Origin of the sequence: Microbacterium jepli (assembly GCF_047237905.1) — a bacterium.
Taxonomy (GTDB): Bacteria; Actinomycetota; Actinomycetes; order Actinomycetales; family Microbacteriaceae; genus Microbacterium.
The window spans coordinates 662268-677343 of the sequence record NZ_JBDFLW010000005.1 but is presented as its reverse complement, the minus strand read 5'-3'; the positions used below and the strand labels follow the sequence as shown (position 1 = coordinate 677343).

The 15076-nt window shown below is 70.0% G+C and carries 19 protein-coding genes; 6 read left to right on the top strand and 13 right to left on the bottom strand.

From position 1 onward, the window contains the following. Positions 1 to 214: 214 nt before the first annotated feature. From ccsB to ABC304_RS07395, 5 genes are read right to left on the bottom strand one after another with little or no spacing between them, the layout of a single operon-like run. Positions 215 to 1282 (bottom strand): c-type cytochrome biogenesis protein CcsB, encoded by a 1068-nt coding sequence (gene ccsB / locus ABC304_RS07415; protein ID WP_412929896.1) that lies wholly within the window; start codon positions 1280 to 1282, stop codon positions 215 to 217. Between the two features lie 4 nt (positions 1283 to 1286). Next, the gene (resB, locus tag ABC304_RS07410; RefSeq protein WP_412929894.1) at positions 1287 to 2996 is read right to left on the bottom strand and encodes a cytochrome c biogenesis protein ResB; all 1710 of its coding nucleotides are present in this window, start codon (positions 2994 to 2996) and stop codon (positions 1287 to 1289) included. After that, the gene (locus tag ABC304_RS07405) at positions 2977 to 3789 is read right to left on the bottom strand and encodes a cytochrome c biogenesis CcdA family protein (RefSeq protein ID WP_412929892.1); all 813 of its coding nucleotides are present in this window, start codon (positions 3787 to 3789) and stop codon (positions 2977 to 2979) included. The genes resB and ABC304_RS07405 overlap by 20 nt, the downstream gene beginning before the upstream one ends. Continuing rightward, the gene (locus tag ABC304_RS07400; protein ID WP_412929890.1) at positions 3786 to 4397 is read right to left on the bottom strand and encodes a TlpA family protein disulfide reductase; all 612 of its coding nucleotides are present in this window, start codon (positions 4395 to 4397) and stop codon (positions 3786 to 3788) included. The genes ABC304_RS07405 and ABC304_RS07400 overlap by 4 nt, the downstream gene beginning before the upstream one ends. Next, positions 4397 to 5026, bottom strand: coding sequence for a histidine phosphatase family protein (locus ABC304_RS07395; RefSeq protein ID WP_412929887.1), 630 nt, complete (start codon positions 5024 to 5026; stop codon positions 4397 to 4399). The genes ABC304_RS07400 and ABC304_RS07395 overlap by 1 nt, the downstream gene beginning before the upstream one ends. A 137-nt stretch (positions 5027 to 5163) precedes the next feature. Here ABC304_RS07395 and ABC304_RS07390 point away from each other — a divergent pair, with 137 nt between their 5' ends. Beyond that, the gene (locus ABC304_RS07390) at positions 5164 to 5820 is read left to right on the top strand and encodes a histidine phosphatase family protein (protein ID WP_412929885.1); all 657 of its coding nucleotides are present in this window, start codon (positions 5164 to 5166) and stop codon (positions 5818 to 5820) included. Between the two features lie 16 nt (positions 5821 to 5836). On the opposite strand, the gene ABC304_RS07385 is transcribed toward ABC304_RS07390, so the two are convergent. Together ABC304_RS07385 and ABC304_RS07380 are read right to left on the bottom strand one after the other, a co-directional pair. After that, entirely contained in the window at positions 5837 to 6517 is a 681-nt protein-coding gene (locus ABC304_RS07385) for a DedA family protein (protein ID WP_412929883.1), read from the bottom strand. Between the two features lie 101 nt (positions 6518 to 6618). Further along, entirely contained in the window at positions 6619 to 7032 is a 414-nt protein-coding gene (locus ABC304_RS07380) for a hypothetical protein (RefSeq protein WP_412929881.1), read from the bottom strand. Between the two features lie 72 nt (positions 7033 to 7104). On the opposite strand from ABC304_RS07380, the gene aspS reads away from it, so the two are divergent. The 5 genes from aspS to ABC304_RS07355 all read left to right on the top strand — a co-directional run bounded on the left by aspS (position 7105) and on the right by ABC304_RS07355 (position 12850). After that, positions 7105 to 8445, top strand: coding sequence for an aspartate--tRNA(Asn) ligase (aspS, locus tag ABC304_RS07375; protein WP_412929879.1), 1341 nt, complete (start codon positions 7105 to 7107; stop codon positions 8443 to 8445). 430 nt (positions 8446 to 8875) lie between these two features. After that, entirely contained in the window at positions 8876 to 10018 is a 1143-nt protein-coding gene (locus ABC304_RS07370) for an ABC transporter substrate-binding protein (RefSeq protein ID WP_412929877.1), read from the top strand. 119 nt (positions 10019 to 10137) lie between these two features. Continuing rightward, the gene (locus tag ABC304_RS07365; protein ID WP_412932864.1) at positions 10138 to 10956 is read left to right on the top strand and encodes an ABC transporter permease; all 819 of its coding nucleotides are present in this window, start codon (positions 10138 to 10140) and stop codon (positions 10954 to 10956) included. Next, the gene (locus tag ABC304_RS07360) at positions 10953 to 11747 is read left to right on the top strand and encodes an ABC transporter permease (RefSeq protein WP_412929875.1); all 795 of its coding nucleotides are present in this window, start codon (positions 10953 to 10955) and stop codon (positions 11745 to 11747) included. The genes ABC304_RS07365 and ABC304_RS07360 overlap by 4 nt, the downstream gene beginning before the upstream one ends. Beyond that, positions 11744 to 12850, top strand: coding sequence for an ABC transporter ATP-binding protein (locus ABC304_RS07355; protein ID WP_412929873.1), 1107 nt, complete (start codon positions 11744 to 11746; stop codon positions 12848 to 12850). Before ABC304_RS07360 ends, ABC304_RS07355 begins: the two co-directional genes overlap by 4 nt. Positions 12851 to 13091: 241 nt before the next feature. On the opposite strand, the gene ABC304_RS07350 is transcribed toward ABC304_RS07355, so the two are convergent. The 6 genes from ABC304_RS07350 to ABC304_RS07325 all read right to left on the bottom strand — a co-directional run bounded on the left by ABC304_RS07350 (position 13092) and on the right by ABC304_RS07325 (position 15045). Beyond that, a complete protein-coding gene (locus ABC304_RS07350; protein ID WP_412929871.1) occupies positions 13092 to 13394 on the bottom strand; it encodes a Dabb family protein in 303 nt (100 codons plus the stop codon). Further along, complete coding sequence (locus tag ABC304_RS07345; protein WP_412929869.1) at positions 13391 to 13681, bottom strand: glutaredoxin family protein; 291 nt, start codon at positions 13679 to 13681, stop codon at positions 13391 to 13393. The genes ABC304_RS07350 and ABC304_RS07345 overlap by 4 nt, the downstream gene beginning before the upstream one ends. Before the next feature lie 97 nt (positions 13682 to 13778). Beyond that, the gene (locus ABC304_RS07340; RefSeq protein ID WP_412929867.1) at positions 13779 to 14072 is read right to left on the bottom strand and encodes a rhodanese-like domain-containing protein; all 294 of its coding nucleotides are present in this window, start codon (positions 14070 to 14072) and stop codon (positions 13779 to 13781) included. Positions 14073 to 14154: 82 nt separating this feature from the next. After that, positions 14155 to 14253 (bottom strand): 30S ribosomal protein bS22, encoded by a 99-nt coding sequence (locus ABC304_RS07335; protein ID WP_003792170.1) that lies wholly within the window; start codon positions 14251 to 14253, stop codon positions 14155 to 14157. 82 nt (positions 14254 to 14335) lie between these two features. Further along, positions 14336 to 14527, bottom strand: a complete 192-nt coding sequence (locus ABC304_RS07330) for a helix-turn-helix domain-containing protein (protein WP_412929865.1) — start codon at positions 14525 to 14527, stop codon at positions 14336 to 14338. A 113-nt stretch (positions 14528 to 14640) separates the two neighbouring features. Further along, positions 14641 to 15045, bottom strand: coding sequence for an ArsR/SmtB family transcription factor (locus tag ABC304_RS07325; protein ID WP_412929863.1), 405 nt, complete (start codon positions 15043 to 15045; stop codon positions 14641 to 14643). Positions 15046 to 15076: the final 31 nt, after the last annotated feature.

Genomic DNA, 15076 nt, shown 5'->3' with positions numbered 1-15076 from the left:
CTCAGGCCGGGACGCGGCGCGGGGCGACGACGTGGCGTGCACAGCGCAGGAGATTCGACCGGTTCAGGGACGGTCACGCCCGGAATTCCGGAGACCGCCGGGCCGCGCCGTTCGGTTCTGCCTGCGTTGTGCACGCGGCGGACCTGCCGAGGAGGCGAGCGCGCACCGGCGGAGGTCGATCTCGACCGAAGAGCTCAGCTCAGCCTGGGTCAGCTCAGCTCAGGCCGGAATAGACGTGCAGGCCCTTGAAGAACATGTTGACGATCGTGAAGTTGAACATGACCGCCGCGAAGCCGATGATCGAGAGCCACGCCGAACGCGTGCCGCGCCATCCGCGGGTCGCCCGCGCGTGGATGTAGCCGGCGTAGAGCACCCAGATGACGAACGTCCAGACCTCTTTGGTGTCGAAGCCCCAGTAGCGGCCCCACGCGTCGTTGGCCCAGATCGAGCCGGCGATGAGCGTGAAGGTCCAGAAGATGAAGCCGAGGATCGCGAAGCGGTAGGCGAGCGACTCGAGCGCGTCGGCGGAGGGCAGGGTGCGGAGGAAGCCGAGGCGGCGCTTCGGAGCGTCGTCACCGGTGACGGATGCCGCGCCCACGAGCGTGCGCTCACGCCGGGCCTGCAGCAGCTGCAGGACGGAGAGGCCGAACGCGAGCGCGAAGAGCGCCGTCGCGAGCGACGCGACGAAGACGTGGATGACGAGCCAGACCGACTTGAGGGGGTCGGCCAGGGGCACGACCTCGACGTAGAACGCGAGCGTCGCGCCGCCGAGGAGCAACACCACCATGCCGGTGATGAACGAGCCGAGGAAGCGCAGGTCATAGCGGAACAGCACGACGAGGTACACGCCGACGATCAGCATCGTGCCAGTCAGCGAGAATTCGTACATGTTCGACCACGGCACGCGACCGGCCGAGAGGCCGCGCGTGATGTCGCCGGCGAGGTGGAAGAGGAACCCGAGCACGGTCATCGACGTGCCGATGCGAGCCCAGACCATGCGCGGCCGTCGCGCCGGCCCGGCGTCGGACCCGGAGACCGATGCCGCGGCGACGTCGCCGGCGCTCCCGGAGACACCCGCACCCCTCGAGGCCCCGACAGCCGCGAGCTCGCGCGGGCGGGACGCCGCGGCCTGCCGCTGCAGCGGGATCGCGTCCACGGCCAGGGCCGAGCGGCGCGCGAGATCGACGGCGTAGGCGATGAACGCGAGGGCGTAGATCGCGATGGCCGTCCAGACCAGGAGCACCGAGACCATGTCCAGCGAGAAGGGTTCGGTTGCGGGCATGTCGTCAGTCTACGCGCGGGTTCTCGGGGTGACGCAGGGATGTCTCGACGGCGTCGGTATGTCTGCGGGCGACCTGGTCGACGGCGTCGGCGAGCGTCGGATCCTCGCCGCGGGCGAGCCCCGCGTACTCGATCCGTAGGGTGCGGCCGTCGGCCGTCGCCTTGACCCACATGCGGCGGCGCGGCACGAACAGGCCGGCGAGCAGACCGAGCAGCGCGAGGATGGCGAACACCAGCACGAACGGAGCGGCGATGTCGCGGTGCACCGACAGCGAGACGTAGCGGGCCACCGAGCCGTCGTAGCCCGTGGCGCCGGCGGGGGCCTCGTCGTCGAAGGTGATCGTCCCGAGTCCGTTGGGCAGGTCGGCGGTCTCCCCCGGCGCGATCTCGATGGTCGGAGCGTCGACGCCGCGACCCGCGAGCTTCGTCATGTCGCCCGTGTCGAGCGTGTACACCGATCGCGGGGTGCCGTCGTCGATGCCGAGGTCACCCGCGTAGACCTCGAGGGTGAGGACGGGGTTGACCAGCGCGGGGTACGTCGAGGTGAAGGCCCCCGACGCGAGCTGCGCCTGCGTCGGGTAGAAGAAGCCGACCAGTCCGAGCTGCTGCGGGAACCCGTCCGGCACCTTCACTACGCCGAGCGAGGTCATGTTCGCGTCCTGCGGCAGGAAGGGCACCGGGTCGGAGAACTGCACGTTCCCGTCGGCGTCGCGGATCGTGAGGGTCGGCGCGTAGCCGTTGCCCATCAGGTACACGCGGTCGCCGGCGATCTCGAGCGGGTGGTTGACCCGCACGTCGCCCTCCGTCGGCGTCTCGCCGGCGAGCTGCGTCGTGAGATGCGCGACGAAGTCACCCGCCTGCCCCGAACCCTGCGCGCCGAACGGCTGATAGGTCACGTCGAACTTGTCGAGCGTCATCGAATAAGGGGCGAGCTGGTCCTCGTCGACGAAGCGCCCCGGGTTGAACGACGTGTAGTCCAGCAGCGAGTTGACGAACGTGCGTCCCTCGATGAGCACGCTCTGACCGGTGTAGGTGAGTCCGCCGCCCACCCCGACGGCCACCAGCACGCCGACCAGCGCAAAGTGGAAGATCAGGTTGCCGGTCTCGCGCAGGTAGCCGCGCTCCGCCGACACCGAGGGCACGCCCCCCGCCTCGTAGCGCTCGACGCGATAGCCGGCGCGCTTCAGCTGCGACGCGGCGATGTCGACGGCGACGGATGCTGCGGCCGCGGCATCCTGCTCAGGTGCGAGTTCGAGCGCCGTGGAGCGGGAGTCGTCGAGCCGGGACAGGCGTGCCGGGGTGCGCGGCGGCCGTGCGCGCAGCGCCTTCCAGTGGTGCTTGGTACGCGGGATGACGCAGCCGATGAGCGAGATGAACAGCAGCAGGTAGATCGCCGAGAACCACACCGACGAATACACGTCGAACAGCTGCAGGCGGTCGAGGATCGGCGCGACGTCGGGGTTGTCGGTGAAGTACTGGGTGACGCCGTTCGGGTCGGCGCTGCGCTGCGGCACGATCGAGCCGGGCACCGCGGCGATGGCCAGCAGCAGCAGGAGCACGAGGGCCGTGCGCATGGAGGTGAGCTGCCGCCACGCCCAGCGCAACCACTCGATCGGCCCGAGGGAGGGCGAGGCGACGTCGACCGCGCCGTCGGCGTGATCGGACGGGCGGAGGGGGTCGAGACCCCCGGCGTCCTCAGAGCGGGAGCGGGACACTTCCCACCACCCCCTGCAGCTGCACCATGAGTGCGCTCCACACGCCGGTGACCATGAGGAGGCCCATGACGATGAGCAGGACGCCTCCGATGAGGTTGACGGTGCGGATGTGCCGGCGGAGGAAGGTCACCGACCGCGTCGCCCAGCCGAATCCGAGGGCGAGGAGCACGAACGGGATGCCGAGACCGAGCGAGTACGCGAGACCGAGGAGCGCCGCGCGGCCCGGGTCGCCGAGCGACCACGACACCGAGAAGATCGCGGTCAGGGTGGGTCCGATGCACGGCGTCCAACCGATGCCCAGCGCGAGACCGAGAAGCGGGGCGCCGACGAGGCCGATGCGCGAGGTCAGCTGCGGCCGAGCCGTGCGCTGAGCGAGACCGAGCATGCCGATGAAGACGAGCCCCATGAGGATGACCACGACACCGAGCAGGCGGGTGAGGAGGTCGGCGTACTGTACGAAGAACAGTCCGACCGTCCCGCCGAGCACGTTGACGGCCATGAACACGACCGTGAACCCGGCGATGAAGAGCACCACGCCCAGCAGCAGCCGCCCGCGGGTGGGCGCCTCCGCTGTCGCGGGGGCCGCGGCATCCGTCGACGGAGCGGACGGCGTGCCGCCGACGCCGGTGCCGACCGGCACGCGGCGCGGGGCGACGGCTCCGCTGATGAAGCCCAGATAGCCGGGCACCAGGGGCAGTACGCACGGCGACAGGAATGACAGCAGTCCGGCGGCGAGCGCCAGCGGGAGCGCGAGCCAGAGGGCGCCGCCGGCGACGATGTCGCCCGGGTTCACGACTGCTCCGCGAGCACGTCGCGGACGATGGTCTCGAGGATCGACGATTCGCTGAGCTGTCCGATGATGCGCGCGGCGACGCGCCCCTGCTTGTCGAGCACGAGCGTCGTCGGGGTGGCGTTGATCGGCGTCCGCTGGGCGAAGGCGAGCTTGAGCGCTCCGTCCTCGGCGGCGAGCGCACTCGGGTAGGTCACCCCGTACTTGTCGGCGAAGGCGCCGGCCGTGGCGGCCGAGTCGGACGTGTTGATGCCCAGGAACGCGACATCCTGTCCCGCGAACGACGTGTACGCGGTCTCGAGGAAGTCGGCCTCGGCGCGGCACGGTCCGCAGGCGGCGTACCAGAAGTTCACCACGAGCACCCCGCCGCGGTACTGGTCGCTCGAGACGGCGTCGCCCCGCTCGGTCGTGCCGGTGAACTCCACCGGCGCCTCCCGCTCGGCGGGCACGATCTCCTTGGTCTGGAACCCGTCCGCGGCGATGAAGCCCTTGTTGTCGCCGGCGCGGTACTGGTCGGCGAGCGGGTCATTGCTGCAGGCCGCGAGCCCCACGGCGAGCGCGAGGGCGACAAGAGCGGATGCCGCGCGTGCGACTCCTCGGTTCGGTGTCATCACACTGCTCCCACATCGACGGCGCCGGAGTGCTCCGCGGGCTCGGCGTAGTCGACCTCGACCCAGCGCCCGTCCTTCTTCTCGAAGCTCGTCACGCTCGACAGCGCGCACCGCCGATTGCGCGGATCGTGCCGCCCCGGGAGCCCGGCGACCGTGAGGTGCGTGATCCAGATCGGCAGCTGGTGCGACACCAGCACCACATCGCCCGTCGCCGGCTTCGACCAGGCGTCGTCCATGGCGGCGATCATGCGCGCGGAGATGCGCTCGTACGGCTCACCCCAGCTCGGGACGGCCGGACGGCGCAGGTGGCGCCAGTTGAGCGGATTGGCCAGCGCGCGCTTCATGCGGCGACCCTCGAAGACGTTGGTCGGCTCGATGATGCGCTCCTCGACGACCGGCTCGATGCCGAACAGCTCGGTGAAGGGCAGAGCCGACTCGCGCGTGCGCTGCAGCGGCGAGCAGACGAGGCTCGTCACCGGACGCGCGAGGCTGTGCACGTGGTCGGCCGCCGCGCGGGCCATGCCGCGGCCGTCGACGCTGAGACCGAACCCCGGGAGCCGCCCGTAGAGCACGCGGCGGGGATTGTGGACCTCGCCGTGGCGCACGAGATGGAGGCGGTCCGCTGGCACCCCTTCAGTCTACGGCGGCCCCTTCTGTGCGGCGGCTGAGGGAGCCTGTGCGGGTGCCGTGCATGCGGCCGTGCGCTGTTCGGGGGTGCGGCAACCGCCGTCGCGCGCGTCACGGACCGCGAGACTACGGTGGCCCTGTGCCCACGAACGATCCGCTCCCCGACCGCCCCGCGCCCGACAACCCGTCGGGCAAGCTCGTCCTCCTCCGCCACGGAGAGACGCCGTGGTCGAAGGAGGGCAAGCACACCGGACTCACCGACATCCCCCTCACCCCGCGCGGGGAGGACCGCGCCCGCGGCGCCGGTGCGCTGGTGGCCGACTACGACTTCTCGCTCGTCCTCACCTCGCCGCTGCAGCGCGCGCGGCGCACGGCCGAGCTCGCGGGTCTGCACGCCCAGGTCGATCCGCTCCTGGTCGAGTGGGACTACGGCGGGTACGAGGGCCGGACCACCCGCGACATCCGCGCCGAGCTCGGCTACAACTGGAGCGCCTTCACCCACGGGGTGATCCGCGGCGACACCCCGGGCGAGACCGTCGAGGAGGTGGCTGCGCGCGCCTCCCGCGTGGTGACGCGGGTGCTGCCGGCGATGGTCGACGGCGACGTCGCGCTGGTCGCCCACGGGCACTTCCTGCGCATCCTGACCGCGGTGTTCCTGCGTCAGGCTCCCCGCTTCGCGGCGCAGATCAGCCTGGACGCCGGGTCGGTCTCGGTGCTGAGCTTCGACCGCGAGCAGCCCGCGATCCTCTCCTGGAACTACGGGCACGAGCTGCCGCTGGTTCCGTCGGAGTCCTGACCGGAACAGCTGCGCGTCAGGCGCCGTCGAGCTGCTCGCGACGGCGGTTCTGCGCGGCGGCGCGCACGCGGACCACGACGAACCATGCGACCGCGGCCACGATCAGCCCGATGACGATGTACTGGAAGACGTCGGCGTAGGCCTCGATCACGTGCCAGTTCTCGCCCAGCAGGAACCCGGCCATCACGAAGATCGTGTTCCACACCAGGCTCCCCGCCGCGGTGAGCAGGCCGAAGGTCCACCACTTCATCCCCGACACTCCCGCGGGGACCGAGATGAGGCTGCGGAACAGCGGGATCATGCGTCCGAAGAAGACCGCGACCGCGCCGTGGCGCTGGAACCAGGCGACCGTCTTGTCGACGTCCTCGACCTTCATCAGCGGCATCCGGCCCGCGATCCGGCGCAGACGCTCCGCCCCCAGCCAGCGGCCCAGGCCGTAGAGCACATAGGCGCCGACGACCGATCCGATGGTGGTCCAGATGAGGGCCTCGGCCAGGGTGAACGACCCGCGGCTGGCGGTCAGCCCCGCCATCGGCAGGACGACCTCGCTCGGCAGCGGCGGGAAGAGGTTCTCCAGCGCGATGGCCGCTCCCGCGCCCACGGGGCCGATGACCTCCATGAGGGAGACCGTCCAGTCCGCCAGCGAGGTCAGCCAGGACCCTCCGCCGCTCGTCGTCGCCTGCGTCATGTCGGTCATCGGTGCTCCCGCGTCGGTGATCGGATCGGAGGCCGCGAACGGCTCCGGCCACGCTATCCGGCGCAGGTGACGGGAACCTGAGTGCCCGGACGCTCCGACCGTCAGGACCCGGGAACGCCCGCCGTCGCGAAGGCCGCTCCGATGAACCAGGAGCCGATGATCAGGACCGCGGCCACCAGCGGCACCCAGAACGCGAGCCGCCGCTTCACCAGCAGCACGATCGAGACCACCAGCGCGGCCACCAGGAAGACCCAGGGAAGGGCCATGGCGGCCAGCACGCCGACCGTGATGAGGTCGGTGTTGCAGTCCCGCGCCCCGCACGGATCGCTCGCCATCGCGAGGAACGCCCCGAAGAACGACATGATCAGGGCCAGCACGGCGTCGGCGACGAGGAAGACGATCGTCAGCACCACGTCCCACACGCGCAGGGGCGGTCGCACGGGCGAGGGCGAGGCCCACGGCCCCGCGGAGACCGGAGCGGACGGACCGCTGTAGGGAGGAGGAGCGGAGGTCACGCGGGCATCGTATCGGGCTGCCGTCCCGCGGGGCACGGGCCCGCGGCATCCGTCCCCGTACACTGGACCCTCGTGAGTGAACGCGTCCTGGTCTCCCAGCTCAAGTCCCTTCCCGACGGTCCCGTCTCGGTCTCGGGGTGGGTCGAGACGGTGCGTGATCAGAAGAAGGTGCAGTTCGTCATCCTCCGCGATGAGACCGGCGCCGTGCAGCTGGTGAACCCGGCGACGCGTCCGGCGGAGGACGGCAGCGAACAGGATGCTGCGGCTCTCGCCCTCACCGACACGATCTCGAACCTCAGCACGGGCACCTTCCTCACGGTCGAGGGCGCGCTGAAGGCCGACGAGCGGGTCAAGCTCGGGGGCGTCGAGATCAAGATCTCGAACCTGACCATCGCCGCGGCCGCCCTGCCCGAGACGCCGATCGCGGCGGACAGCGGGCTGGACAAGCGCATGGACTGGCGCTTCCTCGACCTGCGCCAGCGCCGGAACAACCTGATCTTCCGCGTGCAGACGACCCTCGAGCACGCGATGCGCACGTACTGGATCGAGCGCGACTACATCGAGCTGCACTCCCCCAAGCTGATGTCGAGCCCGTCGGAGTCCAACGCCGAGCTGTTCAGCATGGAGTACTTCGAGGACAAGACGGCCTACCTCGCCCAGAGCCCGCAGCACTTCAAGCAGATGGCCCAGTCGGCCGGCTTCGGCAAGATCTTCGAGATCGGCGACGTGTTCCGCGCCGACCCGTCGTTCACCTCGCGGCACGCCACGGAGTTCACCTCCGTCGACGCCGAGATCAGCTGGATCGACTCGCACGAAGACGTCGCGCGCATGCAGGAGGAGCTGCTGCAGACCGCGATCCAGGCCGTCACGGACAAGCACGGCGACGAGATCCAGGAGCTCTTCGGCCTCGAGGTGCAGGTGCCCGCGACGCCGTTCCCGCGCATCCCGCTCGCCGAGGCCCGCGAGATCGTGAAGGCGCGCGGCTATGACATCCCGCGCGCCGACGGCGACCTCGACCCCGAGGGCGAGCGTCAGATCTCCGCGCACGTGCAGGAGCAGTTGGGGCACGAGTTCGTCTTCATCACCGACTACCACCCCGAGATCCGGCCGTTCTACCACATGCGCGACGAGGAGACGGGGCTCACCAAGAGCTACGACCTGCTCTTCAAGGGCGTGGAGATCACCACCGGCGCGCAGCGCGAGCACCGCGTCGACGTGCTGGAGGCGCAGGCCACCGAGAAGGGCCTCGACCTCGCCGGCATCGAGCACTACCTCGACTTCTTCCGCTACGGCACCCCGCCGCACGGCGGCTTCGGCATGGGCCTGGCCCGCGTGCTGATGCTGCTGCTGGGCGAGAGCAGCATCCGCGAGGTCACGTTCCTCTTCCGGGGCCCCACGCGCCTCGCCCCCTGACCCTTCTGGGCCGCTTTCTTCGTGTCCCACTTTTTGCACAACACGCCGAGCGGTTGTGCGAGAAGCGGGACATCTAGGTGGGCTGGGTCAGCCTGACGCCGACGCGCCTGCCCGGTGTCCCAGTTCCTGCACAACACGCCGCGCGGTTTTGCAGAAAGTGGGACACGCCGGTGGCACGCGTCGACCCGCGTCCCATCTTTCGCGCAACACGCCGAGCGGTTGTGCAGAAAGTGGGACACGGGTGACGCGCGGCGCGCGCCCTGATCTGCTGCTGACGGAGAGCGGCGGGTGTCCGGTTCGGACACCCGCCGCTCTCCGTCTGTTCACCTCCCCCGGTGCCACCGGTCATCCGGCATCCCTACGGTGCTCTCATCCCGATCGTCGACCGCCTCTTCGCGCGCTCGGCGGCAGCACCGAGAGGAACAGCACCATGACCCGTCACGCCCGTCTCACCCACCTCGGAGGCGTTGGCGCCGCGCTCCTCGCGAGCACCGCCCTCATCCTCACCGGCTGCGCCGGAGGCTCTGCGGACGCCGGCCAGGCCGCCTCCGGCGTCGACGCCGCGACCGCCTCCGACCTCAGCTCCTTCGGCACGCTCGCCGACCTCGAGGCCGCTGCCAAGGCGGAGGGCCAGCTCAACGTCATCGCCCTGCCGCGCGACTGGGCCAACTACGGCGAGATCCTCGACGCGTTCACCGCCAAGTACCCCGAGATCACCGTCAACGAGCAGTCGCCCGACGTCTCGTCGGCCGAGGAGATCCAGGCCGCCAAGACCAACGAGGGACTCGACACCGCGCCCGACGTCTTCGACCTCGGACTCACCGTCGCCCTGCAGAACACCGGCGAGTTCGCCCCCTACAAGGTGCAGACGTGGGACGAGATCCCCGACGCCCTCAAGGAGCCGACCGGGCTGTTCGTCGGCGACTACGGCGGCTACATGTCGGTCGGCTACGACTCGGCGAAGTTCCCCACCCCCGAGAGCCTCGACGACCTCCTCAGCTCGGAGTTCCGCGGCTCCGTCGCGCTCAACGGCGACCCGACCCAGGCGGGCGCGGCCTTCGCCGCCGTGGGCCTGGCGACCGTGCAGAACGACGGCACCCTCGACGACTACCAGCCGGGCATCGACTTCTTCAGCGAGCTGAACAAGAGCGGCAACCTGCTCAAGCTCGACGTCACCACGGCGACGGTCGCCAGCGGCGAGACCCCGGTCGTCTTCGACTGGGACTACCTCAACGCCACGCACGCGAAGGACGTCCCGTCGTGGAAGACCGTCGTCTTCCCCGGCACGGGATACGCCGGGTACTACAACCAGGCCATCAACAAGAACGCCCCCAACCCGGCGGCCGCACGCCTCTGGCAGGAATTCCTCTACAGCGACGAGGCGCAGAACATGTGGCTCAAGGGCGGAGCTCGGCCCGTGCGCATGGAGGCCATGACCGACGCCGGCACCATCGACAAGGATCTCGCCGCCGCCCTGCCGGAGGCTCCGTCCGAGACGGTCGTGCCGACCGAGGCGCAGTCCACCGCGGCGGGAACCCTGCTCGGACAGAAGTGGGCAGCGGCGGTCCAGTGACCTCCGACGTCCTCGACGGTCCGAGCCTGGACCGCGTGACGAGTCCCGTCGGGCCTCAGCAGCCTGCTGCTGCGGCCCCGCGGGGCGTCGCTCGCCGCGACTGGTCGTGGGTCGGCCTCGTGCCCCTCGCCCTTTATGTCACGGCCTTCCTCGCCGTTCCGACAGTGCTCGCCGTCGCCAGCGGGCTGTTCGACGGCGACGGGGCCTTCACCCTCGACAACCTCGCCGCACTCGGCGACCCCGTCATCCTCACGACGTTCGGGAACTCGACGTGGCTGTCCCTGCTCACCGCCGTCATCGGCGCCGTGGTCGGAGCGCTCGTCTGCTACGCCATGCTCGGCCTGCCCGAGACGGGGATCGTCCGCACCACGGTGGACGCGGCATCCGGTGTCCTCGCGCAGTTCGGCGGCGTGATGCTGGCGTTCGCGATGATCGCCGCCATCGGCACTCAGGGCATCGTGACGAAGTTCCTCTCGTCGACCTTCGGTCTCGAGCTCTACGCCGACGGCGCCTGGATCTACGCGCTCCCCGGCCTCATCCCCGCCTACCTCGTCTTCCAGGTGCCGCTGATGATCATCACCTTCATGCCCGCCCTCGCCGCGCTGCGTCCGCAGTGGGCCGAGGCGCACCTGACGCTCGGCGGCACCCGCGCCAACTTCTGGCGCTTCGTCGGCCTGCCCGTGCTGGCGCCGTCGTTCCTCGCGAGCCTGCTGCTGCTGTTCGCCAACGCGTTCTCGTCGTACGCGACGGCCGCCGCCCTCGCCAGCCAGGGGTCGCAGATCGTGCCGCTGCAGATCCGCACCGCGCTCACGAGCGAGACGGTGCTGGGGCGCGAGAACCTCGCCGGCGCGCTCGCCCTCGGCATGATCGTCGTCGTCGCGGTGGTCATGACGATGTACGCCCTGGTGCAGCGCCGCGCCGCACGGTGGCAGTCGTGAGGGGCTTCGCTCCGTCGTCGCTCACCCGGTGGCTGGTCGGCCTCCTCGTCGGCGTCGTCTTCGCGATCCCCTTCGTGGCGACCCTGCTGTACACGCTGGAGTCCCCCTCCGGACTGTCGCTCGAGCGCTGGACGGCGCTCTTCGACCCCGCCAGCGCCGCCGCGTACCGCCCCATTTGGATCGGACTCGGCAACTCGCTGATCCTCGCCGCCGTCACGGTGCTGCTGGTCCTGCTGCTGTTCGCGCCCACCATGGTGCTGGTGGCCCTGAAGTTCCCGCAGCTGCGGCGGGGATTCGAGTTCCTCGCGCTGCTGCCGATATCGATCCCGGCGATCGTGCTCGTCGTCGGCCTCGCGCCCATCTACCTGCAGATCGGCCGCACCTTCGGCACCGGCGCGTGGACGCTCGCCTTCGCGTACGGCATCCTCGTGCTGCCCTTCACCTACCGCTCCATCCAGGCCTCGATCGACGCGGTCGACATCCGCACGCTGTCGGAGGCAGCCCGCACCCTGGGCGCCGGGTGGTTCACCGTGCTGCTGCGCGTCATCGCACCCAACCTCCGGCAGGGCCTGCTGGCGGCATCCCTCATCTCCGTCGCCGTCGTGCTCGGGGAGTTCACCATCGCGTCGCTGCTGAACCGCCAGGTGTTGCAGACGGCACTCGTGCTCATCAACCGGCAGGACGCGTGGGCGGCGGCGATCTTCACGCTGCTCGCCCTCGCCTTCGCATTCGTGCTCCTGCTCATCATCGGCCGCGCCGGACGTGTCGGCGCCAGGAGGCAGTCCTCATGACCACCGCAGACACCCCGGCCCGCGCGCTCCCCCGCACCTCCGACAACATGCTCCTCGCCGAGGCGGGCGAGGGCACGCGCGTGCAGTTCGACGGCATCGTCAAGGATTACGGGTCAACGCGCGTGCTGCACGGCGTGGACCTCGACGTCGCCCCCGGGGAATTCGTCTCGCTCCTGGGCCCCTCCGGATGCGGCAAGACGACTGCGCTGCGCGTGCTCGCGGGACTCGAGCGCGCCACCGCCGGCGCGATCCGCCTCGGCGGGAAGGACGTCTCGTCCGTCCCGACGAACAAGCGCGACATCGGGATGGTCTTCCAGTCGTACTCGCTGTTCCCGCACCTCCGCGTCGTCGACAACGTCGCGTTCGGTCTGCGGCGGCGCCGGGTCGGCAAGACGGATGCTGCGGCCCGCGCCGCCGCCGCGCTCGAGCTGGTCGGGCTCGGCCATCTGACCGAACGGTTCCCGCACGAGCTGTCCGGTGGGCAGCAGCAGCGCGTCGCGCTGGCACGCGCGCTCGTGACAGAGCCTCGCGTGCTGCTGCTGGACGAACCCCTCTCCGCGCTCGACGCGAAGGTGCGGGTGCAGCTGCGCGACGAGATCCGCCGCATCCAGCTGCGGCTGGGGATCACCACGGTCTTCGTCACGCACGACCAGGAGGAGGCCCTCGCGGTCTCCGACCGTATCGCCGTCATGAACGCCGGACGCATCGAGCAGATGGGCACCCCGGAAGACCTCTACCTCCGGCCCGCCACCGCCGAGGTCGCGGCGTTCGTGGGCGTTTCCAGCGTGGTGCCGGGCGTCGTCACCGCGGGAGCACTCACGGTGTGGGGTCAGGCCCTGCCGCTGCAGGTCGCCGCACCCGACGGGGAGGTCGATGTCTTCCTCCGCCCGGAGAACGTGCGCATCCTCGGCGCGGAAGGCTCGGGCACCGACGCGGTCGTGCAGGAGAGCACGTTCCTCGGGAGCTTCCGGCGCACGCTGGTGCGCACCCTCGACGGCTCTCTCGTGCGCGTGCAGCACGCGGCCTCAGATCGGGTGTCGTTCGACGACCGCGTGCGTATAGCCCTCGATCCCGTAGCCGTCGCGGTCCGGCCGCGCACCTGACCCCGGCGCGCGCCCGACCCGTGTCCCACTTTCTGCACAACACTCCGAGCGGTTGTGCAGAGAGTGGGACACCTAGGTGGGCTGCGCCCGCCTGACGCCGACGCGCGCAGCCTGTGTCCCACAATTTGCACAACACGCCGAGCGGTTGTGCAGAAAGTGGGACACCTAGGTGGCACGCGGCCGCCGGGCAGACAGAGCCTGCGCGACCGGCCCAGCCGGCGCCGTGGCAGTCAGACGGAGGTCAGAGCGGGACGTCGATCGCGGCGCGGTCCTTCGTGACGCTGCGCACGAACTCGACGACCTCCTGGTGCGCCGGGTGGACGATGTAGCGCTCGAGCGCCTCGGTGTCGGCGAACTCCGACACGAGCGCGACGTCCCAGTTCGCACCCGGGAAGGCGACGTTCGGCCCGACCTGGATGCTGTCGATCTCGGGGATGACGTCCTGGAGACCCTCGAGCCGGGTGCGCAGTTCCTCGGCGTGCAGCGCGCGCGTGTCGGCGTCGTCGGCGTCCAGCCGCCACAGCACGATGTGCCGAAGGCTCACGACTGCGCTCCCGCCGACGTCGGGACAGCGGATGCCGCGACCAGCGCGTCGCGGAGACGGTCGGCCGACACCCGCCAGTGCGCGTGCAGGTCGCCGTCGATGAGGACTACCGGGATCTTCTCCCACCATTGCTCGTAGAGCGCGGGGTCGTCGAGGATGGACGCCTCGCGGACGTCGATGCCGTCGGCCAGACGCTCGGGGAGACCCGCGATCACGTCGTCGACGATGCCGTGGGCCACGTCGCAGAGGTGGCAGTCGGGTTTGCCGATCAGGGTGAGGATGGTCACGCACTCATCCTATGGGCGCGCTCCGACGCAGGCTCGGACATCGGACAACCCTTCACCTGCCATCCGGTGACGCTCCGGTGTCGGAACGGGGTGCGGCTCAGCGCTCGAGCGGAAGCCCCGCCTGCGCCCATTCGCCGGTGCCGCCGTCGACGTTGGTCGCGTCGTAGCCGCGGGCCTCGAGTGCCTGCACCACGCGCGCCGAGCGGCCGCCGGCCTGGCAGATGACGTCGAAGGGCTCGTCGGGGAGCTCGTCGAGGTGCTCGCCGATGCTCGACATCGGGAGGTTGACGGCGCCGGGCACATGCCCTGCGGCATATTCGTCCGCTTCGCGCACGTCGATGAGCGGCACGCCTTCGCGCTCGTTCAGCTGCTGGACGGTGATCGACTTCATGACGGATTCCTCCCTGTCGGCACGGCGGCGATACACGAAGCGCCCGTCCCTCGGGACAGGCGCTCGGTGTGGTGCGGCCGCGTTACTTCTTGTTGCGGCGCTGGTGGCGAGTCTTGCGAAGCAGCTTGCGGTGCTTCTTCTTCGCCATGCGCTTGCGGCGCTTCTTGATGACTGAACCCACGGAAAACCTCACTAGATCGGGGTCTGGACGCAGGATCACCTGCATCCGGGATCGGGCAGAACGTAAAATGCCTCGGGTCAGTCTAGCCGACGTCGGCGACAGGCCTGTGCAGAGCCGCGGTCACGGCCGATTCGGGCACGCGATAGCTGCGTCCGAACCTCACGGCGGGCAGCTCTCCGGCGTGCACGAGGCGATACACGGTCATCTTGGACACGCGCATGAGCTCGGCGACCTCCGCGACCGTCAGGAAGCGCACATCGGGCAGTTCTGCCATGGCGTTCCTCCGCTGTGATCCCCAGATGGCTGTGCTCCACACTCTAGGGGCGCGATCGCACTCGTGTAAACCTGTGTGGTCTCTGTGACGGATGAGGCTCGCCGGACCGCGATTCAACGACCCGGAAGCTTCTTCAGCGCGCTGGCTACGACGTGCTTCGCCGAGGCCGCAGCGCGGCCCATCACTTCAGCGGCATGCGCAGCCGAATCGGGCAAGCTGACCGGCGCGGCATCCACGTCCATGTCGTCCAGAAGGAACGGCATGAGCCAGTCGTCGACCGCGTCCAGTGGACCCACCGACAGGCTGTAGTAGCGGTGCTGGCCCTCCTCGCGGACGGAGACGAGCTCGGCCTCGCGCAGCACCTTGAGGTGCTTCGAGACGGTCGGCTGGCTGACCTCCAGCTGGTGGACGATCTGCGAGACGCTCGTACCGCGCTCACCCGAGGCGGCCCGCTCCCGGAGGAGCTGCAGGATGTCGCGACGCGTGCCGTCTGCGATCACGTCGAAGATGTCCGCCATGTGTTCAGATTAGTCGCGCGCACCGCGGAGT